We start from the raw sequence: 22,252 nt of genomic DNA, 5'->3' as shown, positions 1-22,252 counted from the left end.
TTCATGTACTTGGGAGGTCAGGGCCGCCAAGTGTCGTTCAGTGCCAGTGTGCAGCCACCCGAGGCGGTACCGACACGATTGGCACCCGATTCCCAGGTGACGGTGCCGCCTTCCTTGCGGATGTACTTGTACTGGAAGGCAGCACCCTTCGGCAGACCGACCTTACCTGTCCACAAAGGATAGTTGGCGGACGACAGCGGGACGGCGTTCGCGGGGTTCCACGCACCGAGTTCGGCGCGGTCTCCGACGACGAAGATGTTCTGCCCCCACGAAGTCGTGGCGTTCACCGTGAACTCGGCCGAAACGCCGGAGCACGCCGCGCTGTACCGCTGCTTGACCACCGACGGCGTCTCGACCGGGGTACCGGCGTCGATCGAGTGCGCCAGCCGGACGAACTGCGCCATCGACCACGCCAGCGGTGTCGCCGCGCCGGTGCCTTCGCCGAAGGTGAAGCCTCCGGCGCTCGGCCGGTCCCAGACCTGTTCCGGGATCAGGAAACCGGCATTCGCCGAGGCGGCCATAGTGGACAGATGCGTCGTCGCCGAGCGGCCGTTGGCCAGTTCGTACTCGCCGCGTTCACCGGTGAGCAGCGGCCACAGCCGTCCGACACCGGCACCGGTGTAGGGACCTCCGGACGCCGTCTCGCCGTAGCCGTCGTGGTTGTACCGGTACCACATCGGGCCGTTCGGGGTGTCGACCTTCAGCGTGGAGTCCACTTCGGACAGTGAGGCGGCGACGTCCGGATCGGCCGCGGGCTTCACGCCGAGACGGACGAGATCCAGGAAGCCCGCGTCGATGATGGCACGTTCGTCATGGTTCCCGCCGCCGTTCTGCAGGAAGATGTTCTGGCCGTCGTCGGGATTGCCGTTGCCGTCGATGCGGTGGAAGTACCGGCCGTCGCCGAGCGGACCGGACGTGGTGAACGTCCACGCGCTCACCTGCGCCTGCCACTGGTCGGCGGTCTGGCGATAGCGGGCGGCGCTCGTGGTGTCCCCGTTGCGTTCGGCGATGTCGGCGGCGCAGATCAGTCCGGCGATCTCCGCGGCGATGGTGGACGGCGAGTAGCCACCGTTCTCCTCCCAGCGTTCCTGCGGCGTGGAAGGACCGCGTGCGACGAGGAAGTCCGCGGACTTCTTCACCTTCGCCCACATCCCCGCGTCGAACCGGCTCAGCTGCCACGCGAGCACGATCGGGAAGGCGACCTCGTCCATCTGCAGGCTGGTCCAGCAGTTGGTGCCGTCGAGCCGGGTGTTCTGCGGGAAGGAACCGTCCGGGCGCTGCTGCACGGTGAACAGATAATCGACCGATCGGTTGGCCGCCGCCGAGTCTCCCGCCGCGATCTGCGCGGTCGAGACCTGGTAGAGGTCGCGGGACCAGACAGCGTGATAGCCGCAGTCCCCTGTGCCGTTCGCGTCCTTCGCCTCACCCCACGGATTGGTGAGCGAGGCGACGTTCGCCCCCGGATAGGTCTTGTCCTCGTGGGCCTTGAGGGTCATCAGCGCGACGTTGTACTGCGTGGTCAAGCCGGCGCCCGAAATCGACCGGGGCACCGCGGCCAGCGAGGAGAGATAGCCGCTCCAGCCGGAGCGATACGCGCTGTCCGCCGCCGCGAAACCACCCGCGAGCGAGGCCGACGCGTTCGCCGACGCGGCGCCGCGATCACTTCCGAAACCGACCGCGAGCGTGAAGGTCGTGTCCGTTCCCACCGGGATCTGCCCCAGCTGCACCAGGTTCCCCGGCGTCGAGGCCGAGTCGTACTGCGCGCCGAGTACGTGGTCGGCGCTCAGGTCGACGTAACCGTCGCTCGCGGTCCCGCTGTAGCCGCTGGTCGCCTTCGCGAAACCGGTGGAGGCGGCCAAGGCGCTGGACACCGGTCCGTCCGAAGCGACCAGCTGCCCGCCGGAGGTGGCGCCCGTGTCTCCCATACCGCTGTTGTTCAGGGACGGGTTGTACAGCGCGTACAACTGCAGCGGACCGCCGCTGAGTACCTCGAACCTGGTCTGGATCAGCACCGTGGACCGGGCCGGGTCGGCGGTGTGGGTCTTGGTGATCCGATACCGGCCGTTGGTGGCGGTGTTGATCTGCCGGTAGCTCAGCGAACGCGGATCGGCGAGCACCAGCTGTTTGGTGGTGTGATCGCGTTCCAGCTGCGTGAAACCGGCGCCGTCGGACACCACGTACTGCAGGTCCTGGACGTTCGCGGTGTCCACGGTCGGGTAGTAGATCTCGTGACTGATGCCCTGGCCGAGGGTGAACCACACCTTCGACGCGGCACCGGCGGCGGTACCGAAACCTTCCTTGCCCCCGGTCGTCCAGGCCGCCCCGGTACCCGGCGCCCCCGGTGCGTCCGCCAGTGGCGCGGCGCTCACCGGCGTGGCGGCCAGGAGCGCTGTCGCGGTCAACAGCGCGACTATCGCGCGACGCCGCTTCGGTGACTTCATGAGGGTCCTTCCCACAGGCTTCATCGACGGCAGGATTTGTTGTTAGCGGCAACTTATTACCTGGCCGTCGAGCCCGTCAGGGCCGTTCGGAGTAACCCGGACCAGTCACGCCGGTGGTCCGGTGAAGCGGCTGGGATCACTGGGCGGTCCGCCGAGGATGAGGTCGGCGGCGCGAGCGAGGACCTGGATCCGGGTCTGCCCCGGGTGGTCCGCGGCGAGGAAGTGGTTTCCGATCGCCGCACAGAAGGCGAGCAGCGCACGGGCTTCGACCTCGTCAGGGTCGGCGCAGAACGTGGCGATCCCGTCGCGGGCCAGCTGCATCCGCCGGTTGTCCACCCGCCGCAGGCGTTCGGCCACCGCCTCGTCGCGGCGAGCCCAGTCGCGAACGGCCAGATCGATGGGCAGCAGCCGGCCACCGGAGAAGGTGAGCCGGCCCGCCAGCCGGACCTTGTCCCGCGCGTCGCACCCCTCCTGCTCAACGCGAGCAAGGACCTCGTCCACGCTTTCGTACTCCCAGGCGTCCAGCATCGCCTCCAGCAGAGCCGCGCGGTCGGCGAAGTAGCCGTAGAACCCGCCCTTGGTCACCTCGAGCGCCTTGGCGAGAGCCTCGACGCGCACCGCCTCCACGCCGCCCTCCGCCAGTGCCCGCAGCCCCTCTTCGACCCACTTCTCACGCGGTGTGCGCAATGCGCCCATGCCGTGGCCCACCTCACCTCTCCACTGGTTGTACGCCACCGTATAACCGGTCTAGCCTGAAGTTATACGCAACCGTATAACACTGACCGGGGAGTTGACATGATCAAATGGGCGGGTTGGCTCATCACACTGTTCGGCGCGGCCCACACCCTCGGTGCCCTCACGGTGATGAAGGCCGCCGGTCATGCCGGCACCTGGTTCAGCGGGGCCTTGTGGCACGACGACCTCGCCGCCATGAGCCCCGCGAACAGCGCCTTCTGGCTCAGCGCGGCCAGTTTCGGTGTGCCGCTCGTCCTGGTCGGCCTGACCGTGCTGTGGCTGGACCGGCGCGGCATCACCCCGCCCCGGTTCATCGCGTGGGCGCTGGGGATCTGGACCCTGCTGATCGCCGCGGTCCTCCTTTTCACGCCGTGGCCGATCCTCCTGGTCGCGACCGCGCTGCTGCTGGCCGGAATCCGCCGCGCCGAACCGGCCCCGCCGCGAGATGCGACGGGGCCGGATCAGGGATCGCGCGGGATCAGCCGACCGGACGCGGCTTGAGGTTCACCTCCACCGTGTTGCCGGGGCCGGAGGTGACGGCGGTGATGATGTCGTTGAGGAACCCACAGCCCTGCAGCGGCGGCAGGGTGTAGGACCCGGTGAGCTTGCCACCGGCCAGCGGGTCGAAGCCCGCCTTCGACTGGAGCGGGATCTGGGCAGGTGTCTTCGTCTGGCACTTCGCGCTCGCCGAGACCGGGAAGCCGAAGACGCTGATCCGGGGCAGCTTGACCGTCACCGCGGAGGTCGACTTGAGCACGCCGTCGGCCAGTGTGCCCGTGGTCTTGCCCGCCGACGCGAACTCGATCTTCGCGTTGACCGGGACGAAGCCCCAGAGCGTGAGGTTCGCGCTCGTCGGGTTCAGCGTCAGATCGGCCTCGAAGGTCCCGTTCGCCAGGCTGATCGCGGCGTTGATGCCACCGCGCAGGTCGATCGGGCCGGAGAGCTTCTTCAGCTGTGTCTTGCCGGTCAGGTCATAGCTGTACTTGACGATCGGGGACGTGTTCGGCTGGGTCTTCGCCGTGACCGGCGCGCTGGCGGCCGACTTGTTCCCCGCGGCGTCCTTGGCGACCACGGTGAAGGTGTACTCCGTGTCGGCCGTGAGACCGTCCACAATGGCCGAAGTCCCCGTCACCGACTTGACGACCTCGGTGCCCTTCAAGACGTCGTACCCGGTGACGCCGACGTTGTCCGTCGCGGCTTCCCACGCGAGGCTCACGCTGGTCTGCGTGGTCCCGGTGGACCGCGGGTTGCCCGGCACGCCGGGAGCCACCGTGTCGGGCGCGGCCTGCGTCCGGACGGTGATGGCGGCGCTGGCCGCCGACGCGTTGCCCGCGGCGTCCTTCGCCACCACGGTGAACGAATACTCCGTGTCCGGCGCGAGACCGTCCACAGTGGCCGAAGTCCCCGTCACCGACTTCACCAAGGTGCCGCCGTTGAACACGTCATAGCCGGCAACACCGACGTTGTCCGTCGCCGCGTTCCATTCGAGACTCACGCTGGTCTGAGTGGTCCCCGTGGAGCGCGGGTTGCCCGGCACGGTGGGAGCCTGAGTGTCGGGCGCGGCCTGCGTCCGCGCCGTCACCGCGGCGCTGGCGGCAGACGCGTTGCCCGCGGCGTCCTTCGCCACCACGGTGAACGAATACTCCGTGTCCGGCGCGAGACCGTCCACAGTGGCCGAAGTCCCCGTCACCGACTTCACCAAGGTGCCGCCGTTGAACACGTCGTAGCCGACGACACCGACGTTGTCGCTCGACGCGTTCCAGGACAGCGCGACGCTGGACTGAGTGATGTCGGTCGTGGCGAGACCGGCCGGAACGCTGGGCGCTTCGGTGTCGGGAGCGGTGGCGGTCCGGGCGGTCACCGGCGCACTGGGCCCCGACTTGTTCCCGGCCGCGTCCTTGGCCACGATGGTGAAGGTGTACTCGGTGTCGGCGGCGAGGCCGTCGACGGTGGCACTGGTTTCCGTCACCGACTTCACCAGGGTGGCACCGTTGTAGACGTCGTAACCGGTGACACCGACGTTGTCACTCGACGCGTCCCACGCCAGGCCGACACTGGAGGCCGAGGTACCGGTCGAGCGCGGGTTGCCCGGCGCACCGGGGGCCTGCGTGTCCGGTGCCGCCTGCGTCCGCGCCGTGACAGCGGCACTCGCCGCCGACGCGTTGCCCGCGGCGTCCTTCGCGACGACGGTGAAGGTGTACTCGGTATCGGCCGTCAGACCGTCGATCGTGGCCTGGGGTTCCGTGACCGACTTGACGACCTCGGTGCCCTTCAAGACGTCGTAGCCGGTGACGCCGACGTTGTCGCTCGAAGCGTCCCAGGCCAGCGTCACACTGGTTTGGGTGGTTCCGGTCGAGTGCACGTTCGCGGGCGTCGTCGGTGCCTGCGTGTCCGGGGCCTTCGTGGTCCGGGCGGTGGCAGGCGCGGTGGCCGGCGAGACGTTGCCCGCGGCGTCCTTCGCCTTGACGGTGAACGAATACTCCGTGTCCGGCGCGAGACCGTCCACAGTGGCCGAAGTCCCCGTCACGGACTTGACGAGATTCGCGCCCGCGTAGACGTCGTACCCGGTCACGGCGACGTTGTCGGTGGCGGCGCCCCAAGACAGCGCGACGCTGTTCTGAGTGACCTCACCGACCGTCACGGCGCCGGGAGCCGAAGGCGCGGTCGTGTCCGCCGCCGCGGTGACGGTGAAGGTATGCAGCACGTTGGCCTGGCCGCTCGCGGGGGTGCAGTCCGCGACGAACGTGCCGAGGCCGGTCTCCGCGCCGGAGGCCGTCAACGGCGTCATGGTCAGCACCAGATCGTGCACCGACAGCGTGGCCGTCCCCGGCTGGTCGAACCGCAGCGACGGCGCGGAACCGGTCGCGTTGACGATCAGGTCGTTGCCCTTGGGCGGAATGGGTTGCTGCGGGATACCCGTCGGCACGCCGACCGCGAGATGCCCCTGCGGGCTGGAAACCAGCGAGGTGGCCAGAGCCGATCCCTTGATGGTCTCGGCACCGACGAGCCGGAGCCCTTCGGTCGCGGTCGCGCCCGCGTTGGAGACGGCGGTGATATCGATCTTGGGGGTGAACTGGCCCACCGGGATCGTGTCGGGCAGCGTGGCGTTGATGTCGACCGTGACGTTCTGGTTGCCGATCAACGGGAACGGGCAGCTGTAGACCTGCTTCAGCGGCGGGCGGTTCCCCGTGCCGACAACGGCTTCCGGGGTGACCGGCGAACCGGTCACCGTGTAGGTCTGCAGGACGGTCTCGGCCCCCGCCGCCAGCGTGCAGTCCGAAGTGAAAGTGCCGAGACCGGTTTCGGTGCCGTCGGCCTTGAGCGGGGTCATCACCAGCTGCAGGTTGTTCACGGCGAGCGTCGCGGTGCCGGGCTGATCGAACCTCAGCGCGGGCGCGCTGCCCGTGGCGTTCACGACGAGGTCGTTGCCCACCGCCGGGATGGGCTGCTTCGGCACGTCGGAATCGACCTTCACCGTCATCGTGCCCTGGCTGCCGGGCATCGTCACGGTGGAGGTCGCCTTCGCGGTGCCCTTGATGGATTCGGCACCGACGAGACGAAGGCCTTCCGTCGCCGTCTTGCCCGCGTTGGACACGGCGGTGATCTCGATGGCGGGAGTGAGTTTCCCGGTCTCGATCGTCGAAGGTTGCGTGGTCTTGATGGTGACCGAGACGTTCTGATTACCGATCAACGGGAACGGGCACGAGTAATTCTGCGTGAGCTCACCCGGAGCCGCGGCACTGGTGCCCGAGCCGATCGTGAGACCCAGTGCCACCAAGGCCGCCGTGCTCACGAGGGCGATGCCACCGGCCAGTCTTCGACTACGTCTTCTGTGTTTCACAGGTCCCTCTCCAACACATAGACCACACCCGCCGAAACCATCGGACAAACGATTAATGCCCGCTTTCGCGGGCTCTTCCCAGCGGGCGCGTGTGCACATTTACGGGTATGCCACAGGGAATTAACACACCCACGAGGCTCGCCAGGCAAGCAAAATCACAGAGCCCGCGCGACCATTCTTCGTCTTTGTCATACGCGGTCGATTCGCCGTTCGTGAATCTGTCAGCCGCGACCCCAAAACATCCGCCGCCACCCCCGCGCGGGTGGTTACTGGCCAACAGGGCCGCGATTGGGTCAGGCTCGGCGGAGGTCGGAAGGACCCGCCAGAATCCCCGCCAAGACGCGACGCGCGTTCACCGCTTCCTCGTCGGTGCGGCCCCGCGTCCGAGCGCAGGTGACCAGCGTCTTCCACAGCGCCCAACCGCGGCCTCTCCCCCACGTCGCGCTGTCGACCGAAAGCCGCTCGCGGAACGCTCGCCTGCCGTCGGCGGTCAGCAACGTCCAGGCGATCGCCAGGTCACAGGACGGATCGCCGACGCCACAGGTACCGAAATCGATGACGGCCGCCAGTTCCCCGCCCTCGAGCAGGAGATTCCCCGGCGCGATGTCGCCGTGGAACCAGCGATCCGTTCCGTCCCAGGGGGTGTCCAGCGCGGTCTTCCAGACCTCTCGCGCCGAATCGGTGTCAATGTCGCCGTCCAACGCCGCGAGCGCGCGCTCGGCCTGCGCGTCGTAGGTGCGCAGGGTGGCGCCCCGGAACCAGTTGTGTTTGCCCGGCTGAGGGCCGTCCGTGGTGTCGATGGCCCGCAGCGCCGCCAGGAAACCGGACAGATCGAGGGCGAACCGGACCGGGTCGGAGATACGGCCGGCGCTCGCGGGTTCGCCGTCGAGCCATCGGTAGACCGACCAGTCGAAGGGATAACCCGCACCAGGCCGTCCCTTCGCCAGCGGAACCGGGACGGGCAGCGGCAGCCGTGGAGCGAGCAGCGGGAGCCAGCGCTGTTCCTTGTCCACCGCCAAGGCGTACTCGGCGGCGCTCGGCAGCCGCGCCACCATGTCGTCGCCGATCCGGAAAGTCCTGTTGTCCCACCCGGATTCGGCCACCGGCCGGATCGGAAGACCGGCCCACTCCGGAAACTGCTCGCCGACCAGCCGGCGCACCTGCGCCGCGTCGACGGTGATCCGCCGCGGTATCGGCCCCAGATCCGGAGTGGTGCTCGTTGCTCGACGGGAATCCACACACCGAGTCTCGTCGTGCCGTCCAGCGGATATTCGGCGGACACAGCTGCCAGTCGAGGTGTCGCGAAAGCCACTTTCGGGACATCTGAAGTCTCGAAAGTGGCTTTCGCGACGTGCTTCCCGACGGCACCCTCAGGTCGCTAACCGAGGGTCCAGTACACCGCGTGCGACTTCCCTGCCGCGTTGGAGGCGGTTCCGACGACACGGCCGTTGTCCGTGATCCGGTAACCCTGGCTACGGGTGCCGCCCGGCAGCGTGCCGAGCTGACGGCGTTCCCCGTCCCGGAACCAGACCGTCGCCTGGCTCCGGAAAGTGCCTGCCACGGTGCCGTGGGAGTCGACCGCTTCGGCGTCGGCACCGAGACCGTCGTCGGGCAGTGCGGTGACGCCGCCGTCGAGGTCCCAGAGCAGGGCCGATCGGCGAGGCGGGTTGAGGTAGCCGGTACCGACCACGTAACCGGTCGAGCCGATCCCGTAGATCCACACCGTGTGAGGGCTGGGCCAGTCCAGGGGATGGAGCACGCCGTCGCGATCCCACTTCGCCGGGATCGGGGGCCCGCTGCTGGTCTCCCGTAAGACTCCGGCGGCCACGCCGTCCTTGTTGATCCGGCTCGCCCCGCTGCTCACCCCCTGCGGCGCCAGCTCGGTGATCGGCCCGCCGTTCACCCACCGCGCGGCCTGGTTCGCCGCGGCACGGACCGCGCTGCCGACGATGATGGTGCCGTCGCCGGAGATGCCCTCGGTCATGCTCCAGGTCTCGCCGGGCAGCGCGCCCAGGTCGGTGGCCGTGCCATCGGGGTCCCAGCGGAACCCGTGGTACTGGCCGTCCGGCGTCAGCCAGTTCCCGACGACGACGTCGGTGTCGCTGATCGCCCACGCGGTGGCGTTGTGATAGCCGGGCGGAAGCTGCAGTAAGGTCGCCTGCCCCGCGGCGTCCCAGCGGGCGGGTACGGCGGTGGTCGCGGTCAGCACGTACCCCGCGGACACCCCGAGGCTGTTGATGGCACGCACCTGCCCCTCGGTGCCTCCCGGCGTGGGCAGCGCCATGATCTGACCGTTGGCGTCCCAGCGAACCGGATGGCTGCGCTTCGGGTTCGGGCCCACGAGCGACAGCCCCACCATCTCCCCCGCCTCGTTGACCGCGAGGACCGTGCTCTCGTCGTCCCCTGGCAGCGTGCCGAGATCCACCGGCCCCGCCGTGGTGGCCCGCGCGGTCCCCGTCACCGCGCCGGTGACCAAGGCAAAAGCCGCCACCAGCGTGAACATCCGTCTTCGCGCGACCGGCACACGATTCCTCATCACGATGACTCCCCAATCCGATCCAGTGGTGTGGATGTGCGGACCCCGGGGCGACATTAATGCACTCGCGTCACGAATCGCGCGCGTCAGATGTTCGCGCCGAGCCGGTCCGCCCGGACGAGATCGGCGAGGAGCGCCGACTGTTCCCGGTGGTAGGCCTCGACATTCGCCAATTTGACGTCCTCGTAGCCGCGGATCAGATCGGGCAGCTCCGCCAAGGCCAGTAGCCTGCCGCGATCGGCCTCCTCGGTGCCGAAAGCGGCGAGGATCGTTTCCCGGTACTGCCCGACGAGCTCCCGCTCCACCTTCCGGACGTGTGCCTTGCCGAACGGGTCCCACCGGGTGCCACGCAGCTTCCGCGCGGCGCGCAGTGCGACGAACACCGGGCGGAACTTGGGGCCCAGCGCGATCTTCCGCTTCATCCCCAGCGCGCGCAGGAAGGGCGGGTGCAAGCGGTAGGCGTACCGGCTCCCGACGCCGAACTCCGCCTCGATCCCGGCGAGCACGACGGGATCGAGCGACAGCCGCGCGACCTCGTACTCGTCCTTGTAGGCCATCAGCTTGTGCAGATTCCGCGCCACCGCTTCGGTGATGGCGGTCGAGTCGCCTTCCAGGACCCGGACGCGCTCGACGAACTCGGCGTACTCCCGCGCATAGCGAACGTTCTGGTACTGAACGAGTTCGGGGACACGGATGTCCAGCAGCCGCGCGAGTTCCGAACCCGGCTCGGCGTGCACGAGCGCACGGGCACGCAGGACGGCCGCCGACGGGGCGGGGGTCGCGGCGACGGCGGGCGGGGCTACCACGGCGTGCAGTGCGTCGGGATCGGCGACGAGTTGCCTGCCCCGACGGAACGCCTGGAGGTTGCCCGCGACGGCGACCCCGTTGAGTTCGATCGCACGTTCCAGGCTGGCCGCGTCCAGCGGGATGGCGCCGGTCTGGTGGGCCGCGCCCAGCTGGAGGATGTTGGCGAACTGGTCGTCGTCGAACAGGGTTTCCGCCAGTTCCCGCGCGTCGAGCGCCACCGTCCGCGCCGTGCTGTCGGAGATCGGGCCGAGCACCGCAGCCGCGTCGGGGAAGGACACCGTGGTGTCGACGACCATCCGGCCGGTCGGCACCTCTGTCGTGGAGACCACGGCCGTCGTCCGGCCGGCGTCCGCCACCGTCAGATGCGCCGGATCCGCGCCGACGAGGACGTCGCAGGCCAGGTAGAGGTCACACTCCCCGGCGGCGAGTTTCGGGGCCTGCGGCGTCGGCTCGGCGGTGATCTTCAGATCCGAGACGACGGCGCCGCCCTTCTGCGCGAGCCCGGTCATGTCCAGCGTCCGGACCTGCTTGCCTTCGAGCACGGCGGCCGTGGCGAGGATCTGCGCGACGGTGACCACGCCGGTCCCGCCGACCCCGGTGATACGCACGGTGAAATCGGTGCCGTCGGTCTCGGGCTCCGGCAGTTCGGCCGCGGTGATCTCCCCGGCCTTCCGCCGGTGTTTGCGGCCGGTGGGCACCACCGTCATGAACGACGGGCAGTCCCCCGCCAAGCAGGAGTAATCCACGTTGCACGACGACTGGTGGATCGCGGTCTTGCGGCCGAACTCGGTGCCGACCGGCTGCACGGACAGGCAGTTCGACTTCTCGCCGCAGTCACCGCAGCCCTCGCACACCCGCTCGTTGATCACGACCTTGGTGGCCGGGGTGTCCAGTTTGCCGCGACGGCGTTTGCGGCGCTTCTCGGCGGCGCATTCCTGGTCGTGGATGAGCACCGTCACGCCGGGAACGCTGGCCAATTCCTCTTGGGTGCTCAGCAGTTCGTCGCGGTGCCGGACCTCGACGCCGTCCGGCATCCGGACGCCGCGGAGCCGCTTCGGCTCGTCGCTGGTGATGACCACCTTCGCGACGCCTTCGACCAGGAGCAGCGACGCCAGCCGTTCCACCGAGAGCCCGCCGACCGCGTCCTGTCCCCCGGTCATCGCGACCGTCGCGTTGTAGAGGATCTTGTAGGTGATGTTGACCCCGGCGGCCACCGCCGCCCGCACCGCGAGGCTGCCGGAATGGGTGAACGTGCCGTCACCGATGTTCTGCACGAAATGCGAGGCGTCGACGAACGGCTCCATCCCGAGCCACTGCGCGCCCTCGCCGCCCATCTGGGTCAGGCCGACCACGTCCCCGACCTGTTCCGGCTCCATGAACAGCGCCATGGCGTGGCAGCCGATGCCGCCACCCACCACCGTGCCCTCGGGCACCTTGGTCGAGGAGTTGTGGGGGCAGCCGGAACAGAAGTACGGCGTCCTGGCCAGCAACGGCACGGAGATCCGCTCGCGGCGGCGCTGCTGCCGCCAGGCGGTCACCGACGGGATTTCGTGGTGCTCACTCAACCGAGCGGCCAGCACCCGCGCGATGGCTTCCGGGTCGAGCTCGCCGAGTTCAGTGCACAGGGTGCGGCCGTCCGGACCGGTCTTGCCGTACACGGCGGGCGCGCCCGCGGTGCCGTACAGCACCTCCTTGATCGCCGATTCGACGAACGAGCGCTTCTCCTCCACCACGACGATCTCGGCGAGCCCGTCGGCGAACCGGCGGACGATCGACGGTTCGAGCGGGTGGATGACACCGAGCTTGAGGATCCGGATCCCGTGCCGGGACAACGCGTCGGCGTCCAGACCGAGCAACCGCAGCGCCTGCATCAAGTCCAAATAGGACTTTCCGGCGGTGACGATGCCGACGCGGTCCGCCGGTCCTTCGTGGACGATCCGGTTGACCCCGCTCGCACGCACGTATTCGACGGCGAGCGGCAGGCGTTCGGTGTACAGGCTGCGTTCGAGCGCCATCAACGTGGTGCCGAGCAGCCGGGAGCTGGGCTTGTGCCGGTACGCGGGCAGCGCAAGCTCCGGCGCGGTCCAGGCAGGCCGGACGTGCGCGGTGCTCGCGGCGTCGGCCACGTTCGCCACGAGTTTCATCGACGACCACAGCCCGCTCGCCCGGGACAGCTCCACGGCGTGCAGCCCGAAGTCCAGCACGTCCTGGGAATCGGACGGGAAGAACACCGGCATCGCCAGATCGGCCAGCGCGAGCTCGGAGGCGCACGGCACCGACGAGGATTTTGCGTTCGGATCGTCGCCGACCAGCGCCACCGCGCCGCCCGCCGGGTCGGTGCCCGCGAGATTGGCGTGCCGCAGGGCGTCGGTCGCCCGGTCGAGCCCGGGTGCCTTGCCGTACCAGAACCCGGTGACCCCGCCGCGCGACGAGCCGACCGACGCGGTGAGCTGGCTGCCCATGACCGCGGTCGCGGCGAGCTCCTCGTTCAGGCCGGGTCGGTGCACGACGTCGTGCTTCTCGAGCAGGTGGGAGCGGCGGCCGAGTTCGAGGTCGTAGCCTGCCAGCGGCGAACCCTCGTAACCCGAGACGAACACGGCGGGGGACGCCCCGGCGGCGCGGTCGTGCCGTACCCGGTCGAACAGCATCCGGACCAGGGCCTGGACACCGCTCAGGTAAACGGTGCCGTCCTCCCGCAGATACCGGTCCTCCAACGTGAACTGCTCCACCAGACCTCCTTCGGCACCCCCGCGTGACGTCACGACAGGAGACCCGACCGCGCGGGCCGTCGCAACAGGCGGCAGTCTATTGGCACCCGGCACGCAAAAAATCCGGCCCATCTTCTCCTCTGGCCGATATCCGTTGCGTCTGCGTACCATCCTGGCTCATGGCGGACCAGCTCATCGACGAGACCGATCGCGAGATCCTCGAACTGCTGCGCGAGGACGCTCGGCGCACCCTGGGCGACATCGGGGCCCGCGTCACGCTGTCCACCGCGGCGGTCAAACGCCGGATCGACCGGATGCAGGAGAACGGCGTCATCGTCGGGTACACCGTCCAGATCGACCACGCCAAACTCGGCTGGGGCATCGAGGCGTTCACCGAACTGCGGTTCACCGGGACCACCAAGGTCGGCGAGATCGTCCGCACCACCACCCGGATGCCCGAGGCCCAGGCGGTGTTCACCATCGCGGGCGACCCGGACGCGCTCGTCTGGCTGCGGGTGCGGGACATGGCCCATCTGCAGCGCACCATCGACGAGATCCGGCGGCATCACCAGGTGACGGGTACGAAGACGCTGATGGTGCTGGATTCCTGGACGCGGGGGCAGCAGTGGCCCCACTCCTCGTGAGCCATCACGCCGCCGCCTTGCTCGCTCCTTGAAGTACGTCGGCGAAGATCCAAGCGGCGGCCGGGGTGTCCACGACTCCGGGAGCGACGGCGTTGATCAGTGATCCGGCGCGCGGGCCGCGTCGGGGCGAGCGGTTCGTCGTGTACCGGGTTCGTCTCCTTCACCAATGACAGTCGAGATGGCCATGCCAGCGTCGTCGGCGCGGAACCCACCGAGTACCGAGCCGAAACGGAGAGTCTGATCATGGTCCGATTTCTCGTTACCGGGCGACAGATCCGATGAGCGAGCGGGTGGAGCGCACGCTGATGGTGGCGCGGATGCCCGAGACGAGTGCGCGGCGGGTCGCGGGGCTGTTCGCCGAGTCCGACGCGACCGGGCTGCCGTCGCGGCTGGGGGTACGGCATCGCTCGCTGTTCCGGTTCCACGGCGTGTACGCGCATCTGATCGAGGCCACACCGGGACTGGGTGATCGCCTTCGATGGGCCCGTGCCGAAGACCCGGGCTTCGCGCGCATCAGCGCCGCCGTCGACGAGCTGGTGACTCCGTGGGACCCGGTCACCTGGCGGGGACCGCTCGACTCGCGGGCGACCCGCTTCTACGACTGGGGGCTCGTGTGAACGCCGGCTTCCGTGCGGTGATCGAGCTGCGGATGGATCCCCCGGATGTGGAACGCTTCCTCGTTCTCTGGCCTGAGATGGCGGCCGAGGTCGCCACCGCCACCGGGGTCCTGGATCAGTGGCTCTTCGCCTCGGACGGTGCCGGGCTGACGATCATGAGCGACTGGGTGGACGAAGCGGCGTTCCGCGCGTTCGAGGCGAGTGCGGTGCACGCCGCGCACCGAGCGAGGATCGGACCGATCCGGACAGGCGGCGACTTCCGTGGCTTGTCCGTCGCCGGTCACCACCCACGGGAGGACCGGCGATGACCATTCACTATCCGATCAGACCTGCCGCCGGGCAGTGGAGTGGTGGCGCCGAGCCGGCCCTCGCCCGTTCGGCGTTGGCCGACGTGGCGACCGAAGCGCGGCGCACGACGACCCTGGACTGGTTGGCCGAACGGAACCGGCGGCAGCCGATGACCGTCGAGCGGGTCGACCTCGACGATCTCGAGGGATGGGCGACCGATCCCGCGACGGGAACGATCCATCACGAGAGCGGGCGCTTCTTCTCGATCGAGGGGATCGAGGTGCGCGTCGAGAACGGTGCTGTGAGCCGCTGGCGTCAGCCCATCATCGACCAACCCGAGGTCGGCGTTCTGGGAATCCTCACCCGGACCGACGACGGAGTCGCCCGCTTTCTCCTCCAAGCCAAGGCGGAGCCTGGAAACCCCGGCGGCCATCAGCTGTCCCCCACCGTGCAGGCGACCCGCAGCAACTACACCCGAGTCCACAAAGGACGATCGGTGCCGTACCTGGAGCACTTCCTCGAACGTGGGAGACACCGCGTCGTCGCCGACGTCCGCCAATCCGAACAAGGGGCGTGGTTCCGGCGGAAGCGCAATCGCAACATGGTCGTCGAAGTGGGGCCCGAGGTCGAAGAACAGGACGGTTTCCGCTGGTTCACCCTCGCCGAGATCCACCACCTCCTGGCGGTCGAGAACGTCGTCAACATGGACTCGCGCACCGTTCTCTCTTGCCTTGCCCTCGGAACAGACGCCGTACCCGCCCTCGGCCGGTTCGCCGCCGCCTTCCAGGCTTCGGTGGCGCGGATCGACGGCGTGAACGAGATGACCGCCGTCCTGAGCGCGGTCACCGAAGCCCGCACCAGCATCGAGGTTTCCACCAGCCCAGTACCGCTGAACGAAACGACGGGCTGGCACCGGCGGGACGGACTCATCCGGCACGAGAGCGGCGCGTTCTTCGAGATCGTCGGTGTCGCCGTGCGGGCAAGCGGCCGGGAGGTGGACGGCTGGTCGCAGCCGATGTTCGCCGCCAGGGGCGAGGGCCTGGCCGCTTTCCTCGTGCACGAGAAGCAGGGAGTACTGCATGTGCTCTTGCAGCTGCGGGCCGAGCCGGGTCTGGTCGACACCGTCGAGCTGGCTCCCAGCGTCCAATGCACTCCGGCGACTGTCCGGTCTCTGCGTGACCTGCCGGCTCCCCCCTTCTTCGACGTCGTCGAGGGGGCGAGCGCGCCGGACATCCGGTTCGACTGCGTGATGTCCGAAGAGGGCGGCCGCTTCCTCGGCACCGAGACTCGGTACGTGATCGTCGAGGCGGACGTCCCGGCCGTGCCGCCCGGCTATCTCTGGGTGACCGTCGGGCAGTTGCAGGAACTGCTGCGGCACAGCCACTACCTCAATGTCCAGGCGCGAAGTCTCTTCGCCTGCCTGCAAAGCCTGTCGACACCATCGGCAAGGGGGGAATCGTGAACCGACGCGTTGCCATCACCGGGATCGGCGTCGTCGCGCCGGGTGGCACCGGGACCGCGGCGTTCTGGGACCTGCTCGCGGACGGCCGCACCGCGACCCGCGGGATCACGCATTTCGATCCCTCGTCGTTCCGCTCGCGGATCGCCGCCGAATGCGATTTCCGGCCGTCGGACTTCGGGTTCGACGACGAGGAGGCCGGGCGGCTCGACCGGGCCGCGCAGTTCGCGCTCGTCGCCACCGACGAGGCCCTGCGCGATAGCGGTCTCTCCCCCGCCGACGATCCGACGCGCTGGGGTGTGGCGCTCGGCAGCGCGGTCGGCGCGACCATCGGACTGGACCGGGAGTACGCCGAGGTGAGCCACGGCGGCTCGCGGTGGGTCGTCGACCACGAACGGGCCGTTCCGCATCTCTACGACTATTTCGTCCCGAGTTCCATGCCCGCCGAGATCGCGCGCCGTCACGGCGTGCAGGGGCCCGTCTCGATGATTTCCGCGGGGTGCACGTCCGGGCTCGACGCGGTCGCCCATGGGTTCGAGCTGATCCGCGAAGGAAGCGCCGACACCGTTCTCGCCGGCGCGACCGAAGCGCCCATCTCCCCCATCACGGTGGCCTGCTTCGACGCGATCAAAGCGACCAGTCCGCGCAACGACGATCCCGCCACGGCCTCCAGGCCGTTCGACGGCTCGCGCGACGGCTTCGTCCTCGGCGAGGGTGCCGCGATGTTCGTACTCGAGGAATTCGACCTCGCCCGACGCCGCGGCGCGGTGATCCACGCCGAGATCACGGGCACCGCGTCGCGGTGCAACGCCTACCACATGACCGGCCTGCGTGCCGACGGCCGGGAGATGGCGGAAGCGATCACCGCCGCGCTCGACGAGGCCCGATGCGACCCAAGCGACGTCGACTACGTCAACGCGCACGGCTCCGGCACCCGGCAGAACGACCGACACGAGACGGCCGCGGTCAAGAAGGCCCTCGGACCGCACGCCCACCAGGTACCGATGAGTTCGATCAAGTCGATGGTCGGCCATTCACTCGGCGCCATCGGGGCGATCGAACTCGCCGCGTGTGCCCTCGCGCTCGACGCCCAGATCGTGCCGCCCACCGCGAACCTGTGGACCCCCGATCCCGAATGCGATCTGGACTACGTCCCCCGGATGGCCCGTGATCACTCGATGGACCGCGTGCTCAGCATCGGCTCCGGTTTCGGCGGCTTCCAGAGCGCCGTCGTCCTCGCCAGAGGCGAGGTGCGGGGACGATGAGGGCGGCGGTGACCGGGCTCGGTGTGGTGTCGCCTGTCGGGCTCGGTGTCGAGAAACATTGGGCGGCGGTGCTGCGAGGCGAGTCCGGGATCAGCCCGCTGGAGCAGTACGACGCGTATCCGGCCAAAATGGCGGGCCAAGTCCCGGATTTCGTCGCCGAGGACCATGTTCCCCCGCGCCTGCTCCCCCAGACCGATCGCATGACCAGGCTGACGTTCGCCGCCGTGGACGAGGCGCTCGCCGACGCGGGTGCGGCCGAGGGCCGCCCCGAGTACTCGATGAGCGTGGCGACGGCCGCGTCGGCAGGCGGCTACGAGTTCGGGCAGCGTGAACTGGGGAAGCTCTGGTCGCAGGGGCCTGGGCACGTCAGCGCGTACCAGTCGTTCGCGTGGTTCTACGCGGTCAACACCGGCCAGATCTCCATCCGGCACGGGATGCGAGGGCCGTCGGGTGTCGTCGTGACCGACGACGCGGGCGGTTTGGACGTCCTGTCCCAGGCGCGGCGTCACCTGCGACGCGGCAGCCGGCTCGTGGTCACCGGCGCGGTCGACTCCAACCTCTGCCCTTGGGGCTGGGTCGCCCATCTGGCAGGCGGCAGGATCGCCCGCGGTATCGACGGTCACGTCTACCGGCCGTTCGATCCCGACGCCGACGGCAGCGTCCCGGCCGAAGGCGGCGCGATCCTCATCGTGGAACCCGACGACGAGCGTCCGGGCACCGGGTACGGGTTCCTGGCGGGGCACGCTTCGACCTTCGACGGTGCTGCCGAAGAACCCGGTCTGGGGCTCCGCAGGGCAGCCGAGGGCGCGCTGCGCGACGCCGGGCTCTCCCCGGGGGACATCGACCTCGTCCTGCCCGACGCCGCTGGAGTCCCCGAGCTGGACCGGGCCGAAGAGCGCGTCCTGGTCGAGCTGTTCGGTGTGCGCGGAGTGCCCATCTCGGTTCCGAAAACGATGACCGGCCGGGCCTGCGCCGGGACCGGGTCGCTGGACACCGCGCATGCCCTGCTCGCCCTGCGCGACGGCGTCGTGCCGCCCGCGATCGGCGTGCGCGAGCCACCGGAGGACCTCGATCTCGTGCTCGACCGGCCACGTCCGGCTTCGCTGTCGGCCGCGTTGATCCTGGCGCGCGGCCGCGGCGGGTTCAACGCGGCCGTCGTGGTGACGCGGTGAAGGCCTCACAGACCACGGCCGATCACGAAAGGACGAAACCCGATGACCGAAACCGGACCGCGGACACCGGCGCCTTCTGACGAGCAGCTCGACGAGGCGCTGCTGACCGAGTTGCTGACGCAGGCGGCGGGGACGCCCGACGCGGTGTCGACCGACTTCCTCGACACCGAGTTCGAAAACCTGGGCTACGACTCGCTGGCGCTGCTCGAGACAGCCGGCTTGATCCAGGCTCGGTGGGGCACCGTCCTGCCGGACCAGGTCGTGGTCGAGATCCGCACCCCTCGTGAACTGATCGCCCTCGTCAACACCGCCCTCAACGGCCGCTGACCGGCCCGACGTACTCAGGAGCCTTTCATGGCAGGCCACACCGACAACAGCATCGCCATCGCCGCCCCGATCGACCTCGTCTGGGACATGACGAACGACGTCGAGTCCTGGCCGTCCTTGTTCTCCGAATACGCCAGTGCGGAGATCGTCGAACGTAACGGTCCGACCATGCGCATCCGCCTGACCCTGCACCCGGATCCGGACGGTCGCGTGTGGAGCTGGGTCTCGGACCGCACACCGGATCGGCGGACCCGCACGGTGCGTGCGCACCGGGTCGAAAAAGGCCCGTTCGAATACATGAAGTTGCACTGGACGTACGAAGAGATCCCGGAAGGCACCCGGATGCGGTGGCGGCAGGATTTCGCCGTCCGCCCGGACGCGCCGTTCACCGAGGAGGCGTTCATCGAACGGCTCAACCGGAACACGGCGGAGCAGATGCGCGTCATCAAGGACAACATCGAGCGCCGCGACTCGCCGCCGCCCGCCGAGCAGCCCGCGGCGCCGGTGTCGGTGGTCAAGACCGGAGAGGTGGAACCGTTGCCGGGCCGCGGCGCGGACCTTCGGATCGTCTTGAGCCCCCGGTCTGGAGGCGCGCGGGAAGGGATTCTCGTCATCGCCACGATCCGGCCCGGCGAGAGTGTGACCGAGCACTACCACCCCTACTCCGAAGAGCGCGTCACGGTGATCACCGGGACGATGGAACTGACCCTCGGCGAGCACCGGCAGGAGATCGGGCCGGACAGCTCGTTCGTCATCCCGCGCGGCGTGCGGCACCGGATGGCGTGCGCCGGGGAGGAGACCGTGCGGGCCGTGCTGACCATGTCGCCTCTCGCGCCGAAGCCCGAGCTGGGACATGTCGACACCGAGACGACAGCTACCCTGCCATAGCCGGGCATGACAGGAAAAACCGCACAAAATGACGTGGACACCCGCCGAATCCAGGGTTTTCCGGATTCGGCGGGTGTCTCGATTGGTGCGGCACCGACCTCGCGGACGAAGTCCTCGGTCGTGCCCGACGCGTTGTCACGACGCCTGGTGCCCGACAGCCTCTGGGAGCTCGTAGAGCCGCTGATTCCCCGGGCTCGAACACGACGACAGGGTGGCGGCCGGGCACCGGCGGATACCCGGATGGTGTTCACAGCGATCGTGTACGTGCTCGGCAGCGGCTGCGCCTGGCGATGGCTTCCACCCACGTTCGGGGTGAAGGTTCCCACCGCCCACCGCTGGTTCGTCCGCTGGACCGAGGCGGGGCTCTGGGAGGAAATCCGTTGTACCGCCGACGGTCTGCGCGACCGGGAATTGATCGGCTGGACTCACGCGGTCGTGGACGCCGCCGTGGAGCGGGCCGAAACCGGACGCGGGTCCCCCGAGCCAACTCAGACAACCGGCAACGGCACAAACCGGACCAAAAGCTGCTAGATTTATCTTCTGACTGGAAGATTACTAATACGTCGACGCGACCTGGGGGCCGGTCGGCAAGGGGGAGTCCATGAACGTTTGCAACCACGGATTCGCTGCACCGACGGACGGGAAAGCGCTCGGCGTCCGGGGGACTTCACACCGGCAGAACTGAGGCGTCACCGGGGAGTGCGCCGTCGCCGGCGATGCGGTGGGGGCGGCGATCCGGTGTGCCCACGAAAAGAAATTCGCGCCCGCGATCGACAGCGAACCGTCCGGCTTGGGGGCCGGTCACGTTCCGCTCCACACTCGCAACCCGACTGGGCGTCGAATCGACAAGGAGCAAACCAATCGTGTGAACCAGTGTCTTATCCCAGGGGGGACCATGACATACCAAAGCTTTGGCGTATTACAGGTTCCGAGAGCGGACACTTCGGTGGAATCCCTTTCCCCGAAACCCCGCGCAATACTGGCTCTGCTGATGATCAATATCGGTCGCGCGGTACACGTCGACGATCTGGTGGACGAGGTATGGGGAGATGATCCGCCGAACAGTGCGCTGCGCACGTTGCAAACTTACATCTATCAGATCCGTCGCGCATTCGGCCGTCCGCCAGGACCGGAAATCGTGACTCGTCCACTCGGCTACGAACTGGCCGGGGTCCCGACGGACGTCGACGCGCACCGGTTCACGCAACTCATCCACCACGCTCGCCGTACCGACGAAGGCCGGGAAGCCGCCTCCAGCCTCCTCAAGGAAGCACTCGAGCTCTACAAGGACACTCCGTTCGTGGACGTCTGGCCAGGTCCGCGAATCCTCGCGTACCGGGAAAGACTCGCCGAGATGAGGCTCTGCGCCACCGAACACCTCATCGCCATGAACATCGAGGCCGGCCGACACAGGGAAGCGGTGGAGGAACTGCGCCCCCTGATCCGCGAGCACCCGCTGAACGAGCTGTTGAACGGCTACCTCATGTATTCGCTGGCGGCCACGGGCAGGCGTCAGGAGGCACTGGACGTCTACGCGACCCTGCGTCAAGGGATGATCGACGAGCTCGGGCTGGAGCCCTGTGCTCCGTTGATGCGGTTGCAAAAGCAGGTTTTGTCCGCCGACGCCCTCGTCCTGCCGTTCGCGGAGGCGCGATGAGCACCGAATCACCGTCCGCTCCCTTGGGAGTACTGGGCCCGATGTCGGTCGGCTCGTTCATCGACGATCGCGCGATCCGCGCCTCCAAACAGCGCTTGCTGCTGGCGCTGCTGCTCGTGGAAGCCGACCGTGACGTGCCGAGGGATCTCCTTGTCGACGAACTGTGGCTGGGCAATCCGCCGAGTAGCTGGCCCACCACGCTGCAGACCTACGTGTACCAGCTGCGCAAGCACACGCTGCCGGGATCACCTGGCCGAATCCGCACCACGCGGAGCGGATACCGGCTCGAGATCGACCGTTCCCTGCTCGACTGGTGCGAGTTCGAGCGCCGCGCGGGAGAGGCCGACCGGTCGGCGTTCGCCCGGCCCGTGGTCGCCGACGCGTACCGGGAAGCGCTGGCCCTGTGGCGCGGCACCGCCCTCGCGGACGTGGACCACAGCCCCCGTGTGCAGGCCGTCGCCGAGCGACTGGAAAGGCTGCGCCGTGCCGCCCGCGCCGCGCAACTGACCGCGTCGTACCGCAGCGGACGGCTCGTCGACGTGATCGCCGACGCCCGGTCCGTACTGATGGACGACCCGCTGAACGAAACAGCCCACGTATGCCTGATCCGCTCGCTCGCGGGCAGGGGACGGCGGCACGACGCGGCCCGACATCTTCACCGGTTCCGCAAGCGGCTCCTTTCCGAAGCCGGAGTGGCCAGTGCGACCGTCGTCGAAACGGCCTACGCGGAGGCCGCGCGAGAGCCGGTCTGATCGGCTTGTTCATGAAGGAATCGCGACACTGACTGTCCCAATTCCTTCATGAACACGGGCGGCAAGCCGCGGTCCCGAGGGCGCGACAGAGTCTCCACACATAGTCGAGCAGACC

General features: G+C 68.7%; 17 protein-coding genes and 1 pseudogene. 12 read left to right on the top strand and 6 right to left on the bottom strand.

The genetic code is table 11. From position 1 onward, the window contains the following. Positions 1-17: 17 nt before the first annotated feature. A complete protein-coding gene (locus ACIBTM_RS32125; protein WP_395880900.1) occupies positions 18-2,441 on the bottom strand; it encodes a glucan 1,4-alpha-glucosidase in 2,424 nt (807 codons plus the stop codon). 105 nt (positions 2,442-2,546) lie between these two features. Further along, a complete protein-coding gene (locus ACIBTM_RS32120; protein WP_395880898.1) occupies positions 2,547-3,137 on the bottom strand; it encodes a TetR/AcrR family transcriptional regulator in 591 nt (196 codons plus the stop codon). Positions 3,138-3,236: 99 nt separating this feature from the next. Here ACIBTM_RS32120 and ACIBTM_RS32115 point away from each other — a divergent pair, with 99 nt between their 5' ends. After that, entirely contained in the window at positions 3,237-3,677 is a 441-nt protein-coding gene (locus ACIBTM_RS32115; RefSeq protein ID WP_395880897.1) for a hypothetical protein, read from the top strand. On the opposite strand, the gene ACIBTM_RS32110 is transcribed toward ACIBTM_RS32115, so the two are convergent. The 4 genes from ACIBTM_RS32110 to ACIBTM_RS32095 all read right to left on the bottom strand — a co-directional run bounded on the left by ACIBTM_RS32110 (position 3,655) and on the right by ACIBTM_RS32095 (position 13,089). Further along, on the bottom strand, positions 3,655-6,969 hold the full coding sequence (locus tag ACIBTM_RS32110; protein ID WP_395880896.1) for a fibronectin type III domain-containing protein: 3,315 nt from the start codon (positions 6,967-6,969) through the stop codon (positions 3,655-3,657). The two genes, ACIBTM_RS32115 and ACIBTM_RS32110, sit on opposite strands and share 23 nt — an antisense overlap. Positions 6,970-7,310: 341 nt before the next feature. Next, entirely contained in the window at positions 7,311-8,255 is a 945-nt protein-coding gene (locus tag ACIBTM_RS32105; protein WP_395880895.1) for an aminoglycoside phosphotransferase family protein, read from the bottom strand. Positions 8,256-8,395: 140 nt separating this feature from the next. Then, entirely contained in the window at positions 8,396-9,520 is a 1,125-nt protein-coding gene (locus ACIBTM_RS32100) for an HAF repeat-containing protein (protein ID WP_395880995.1), read from the bottom strand. 119 nt (positions 9,521-9,639) lie between these two features. Continuing rightward, entirely contained in the window at positions 9,640-13,089 is a 3,450-nt protein-coding gene (locus ACIBTM_RS32095; protein ID WP_395880894.1) for an indolepyruvate ferredoxin oxidoreductase family protein, read from the bottom strand. 158 nt (positions 13,090-13,247) lie between these two features. Here ACIBTM_RS32095 and ACIBTM_RS32090 point away from each other — a divergent pair, with 158 nt between their 5' ends. The 11 genes and pseudogenes from ACIBTM_RS32090 to ACIBTM_RS32040 all read left to right on the top strand — a co-directional run bounded on the left by ACIBTM_RS32090 (position 13,248) and on the right by ACIBTM_RS32040 (position 22,137). Continuing rightward, positions 13,248-13,712, top strand: a complete 465-nt coding sequence (locus tag ACIBTM_RS32090) for an Lrp/AsnC family transcriptional regulator (RefSeq protein ID WP_395880893.1) — start codon at positions 13,248-13,250, stop codon at positions 13,710-13,712. 278 nt (positions 13,713-13,990) lie between these two features. Then, the gene (locus ACIBTM_RS32085; protein WP_395880892.1) at positions 13,991-14,329 is read left to right on the top strand and encodes a TcmI family type II polyketide cyclase; all 339 of its coding nucleotides are present in this window, start codon (positions 13,991-13,993) and stop codon (positions 14,327-14,329) included. Beyond that, positions 14,326-14,637 (top strand): antibiotic biosynthesis monooxygenase family protein, encoded by a 312-nt coding sequence (locus ACIBTM_RS32080; protein WP_395880891.1) that lies wholly within the window; start codon positions 14,326-14,328, stop codon positions 14,635-14,637. The genes ACIBTM_RS32085 and ACIBTM_RS32080 overlap by 4 nt, the downstream gene beginning before the upstream one ends. Continuing rightward, on the top strand, positions 14,634-16,079 hold the full coding sequence (locus ACIBTM_RS32075) for an NDP-hexose 2,3-dehydratase family protein (RefSeq protein WP_395880890.1): 1,446 nt from the start codon (positions 14,634-14,636) through the stop codon (positions 16,077-16,079). Before ACIBTM_RS32080 ends, ACIBTM_RS32075 begins: the two co-directional genes overlap by 4 nt. After that, positions 16,076-17,341, top strand: coding sequence for a beta-ketoacyl-[acyl-carrier-protein] synthase family protein (locus tag ACIBTM_RS32070; RefSeq protein ID WP_395880889.1), 1,266 nt, complete (start codon positions 16,076-16,078; stop codon positions 17,339-17,341). Before ACIBTM_RS32075 ends, ACIBTM_RS32070 begins: the two co-directional genes overlap by 4 nt. After that, positions 17,338-18,513: a ketosynthase chain-length factor gene (locus tag ACIBTM_RS32065; RefSeq protein WP_395880888.1), complete on the top strand. Its 1,176-nt coding sequence runs from the start codon at positions 17,338-17,340 to the stop codon at positions 18,511-18,513. The genes ACIBTM_RS32070 and ACIBTM_RS32065 overlap by 4 nt, the downstream gene beginning before the upstream one ends. 42 nt (positions 18,514-18,555) lie before the next feature. Then, entirely contained in the window at positions 18,556-18,840 is a 285-nt protein-coding gene (locus ACIBTM_RS32060; RefSeq protein WP_395880887.1) for an acyl carrier protein, read from the top strand. A 27-nt stretch (positions 18,841-18,867) separates the two neighbouring features. Continuing rightward, positions 18,868-19,728, top strand: coding sequence for a cupin domain-containing protein (locus tag ACIBTM_RS32055; protein WP_395880886.1), 861 nt, complete (start codon positions 18,868-18,870; stop codon positions 19,726-19,728). A 120-nt stretch (positions 19,729-19,848) separates the two neighbouring features. Continuing rightward, positions 19,849-20,214 (top strand): annotated as a pseudogene (locus ACIBTM_RS32050) (transposase); the annotation flags it as partial. Between the two features lie 235 nt (positions 20,215-20,449). Then, the gene (locus ACIBTM_RS32045) at positions 20,450-21,385 is read left to right on the top strand and encodes a BTAD domain-containing putative transcriptional regulator (RefSeq protein ID WP_395880885.1); all 936 of its coding nucleotides are present in this window, start codon (positions 20,450-20,452) and stop codon (positions 21,383-21,385) included. After that, positions 21,382-22,137 carry a BTAD domain-containing putative transcriptional regulator gene (locus ACIBTM_RS32040; RefSeq protein WP_395880884.1) on the top strand — a complete coding sequence of 252 codons (756 nt, stop codon included), beginning with the start codon at positions 21,382-21,384 and terminating at the stop codon, positions 22,135-22,137. The genes ACIBTM_RS32045 and ACIBTM_RS32040 overlap by 4 nt, the downstream gene beginning before the upstream one ends. Positions 22,138-22,252 lie beyond the last annotated feature (115 nt).

The sequence above is a fragment of the Amycolatopsis sp. NPDC049868 genome, assembly GCF_044461365.1.
Classification (GTDB): Bacteria; Actinomycetota; Actinomycetes; order Mycobacteriales; family Pseudonocardiaceae; genus Amycolatopsis.
Note: the sequence above shows the minus strand (reverse complement) of the source record. Positions and strands in the feature narration are given on the sequence as shown.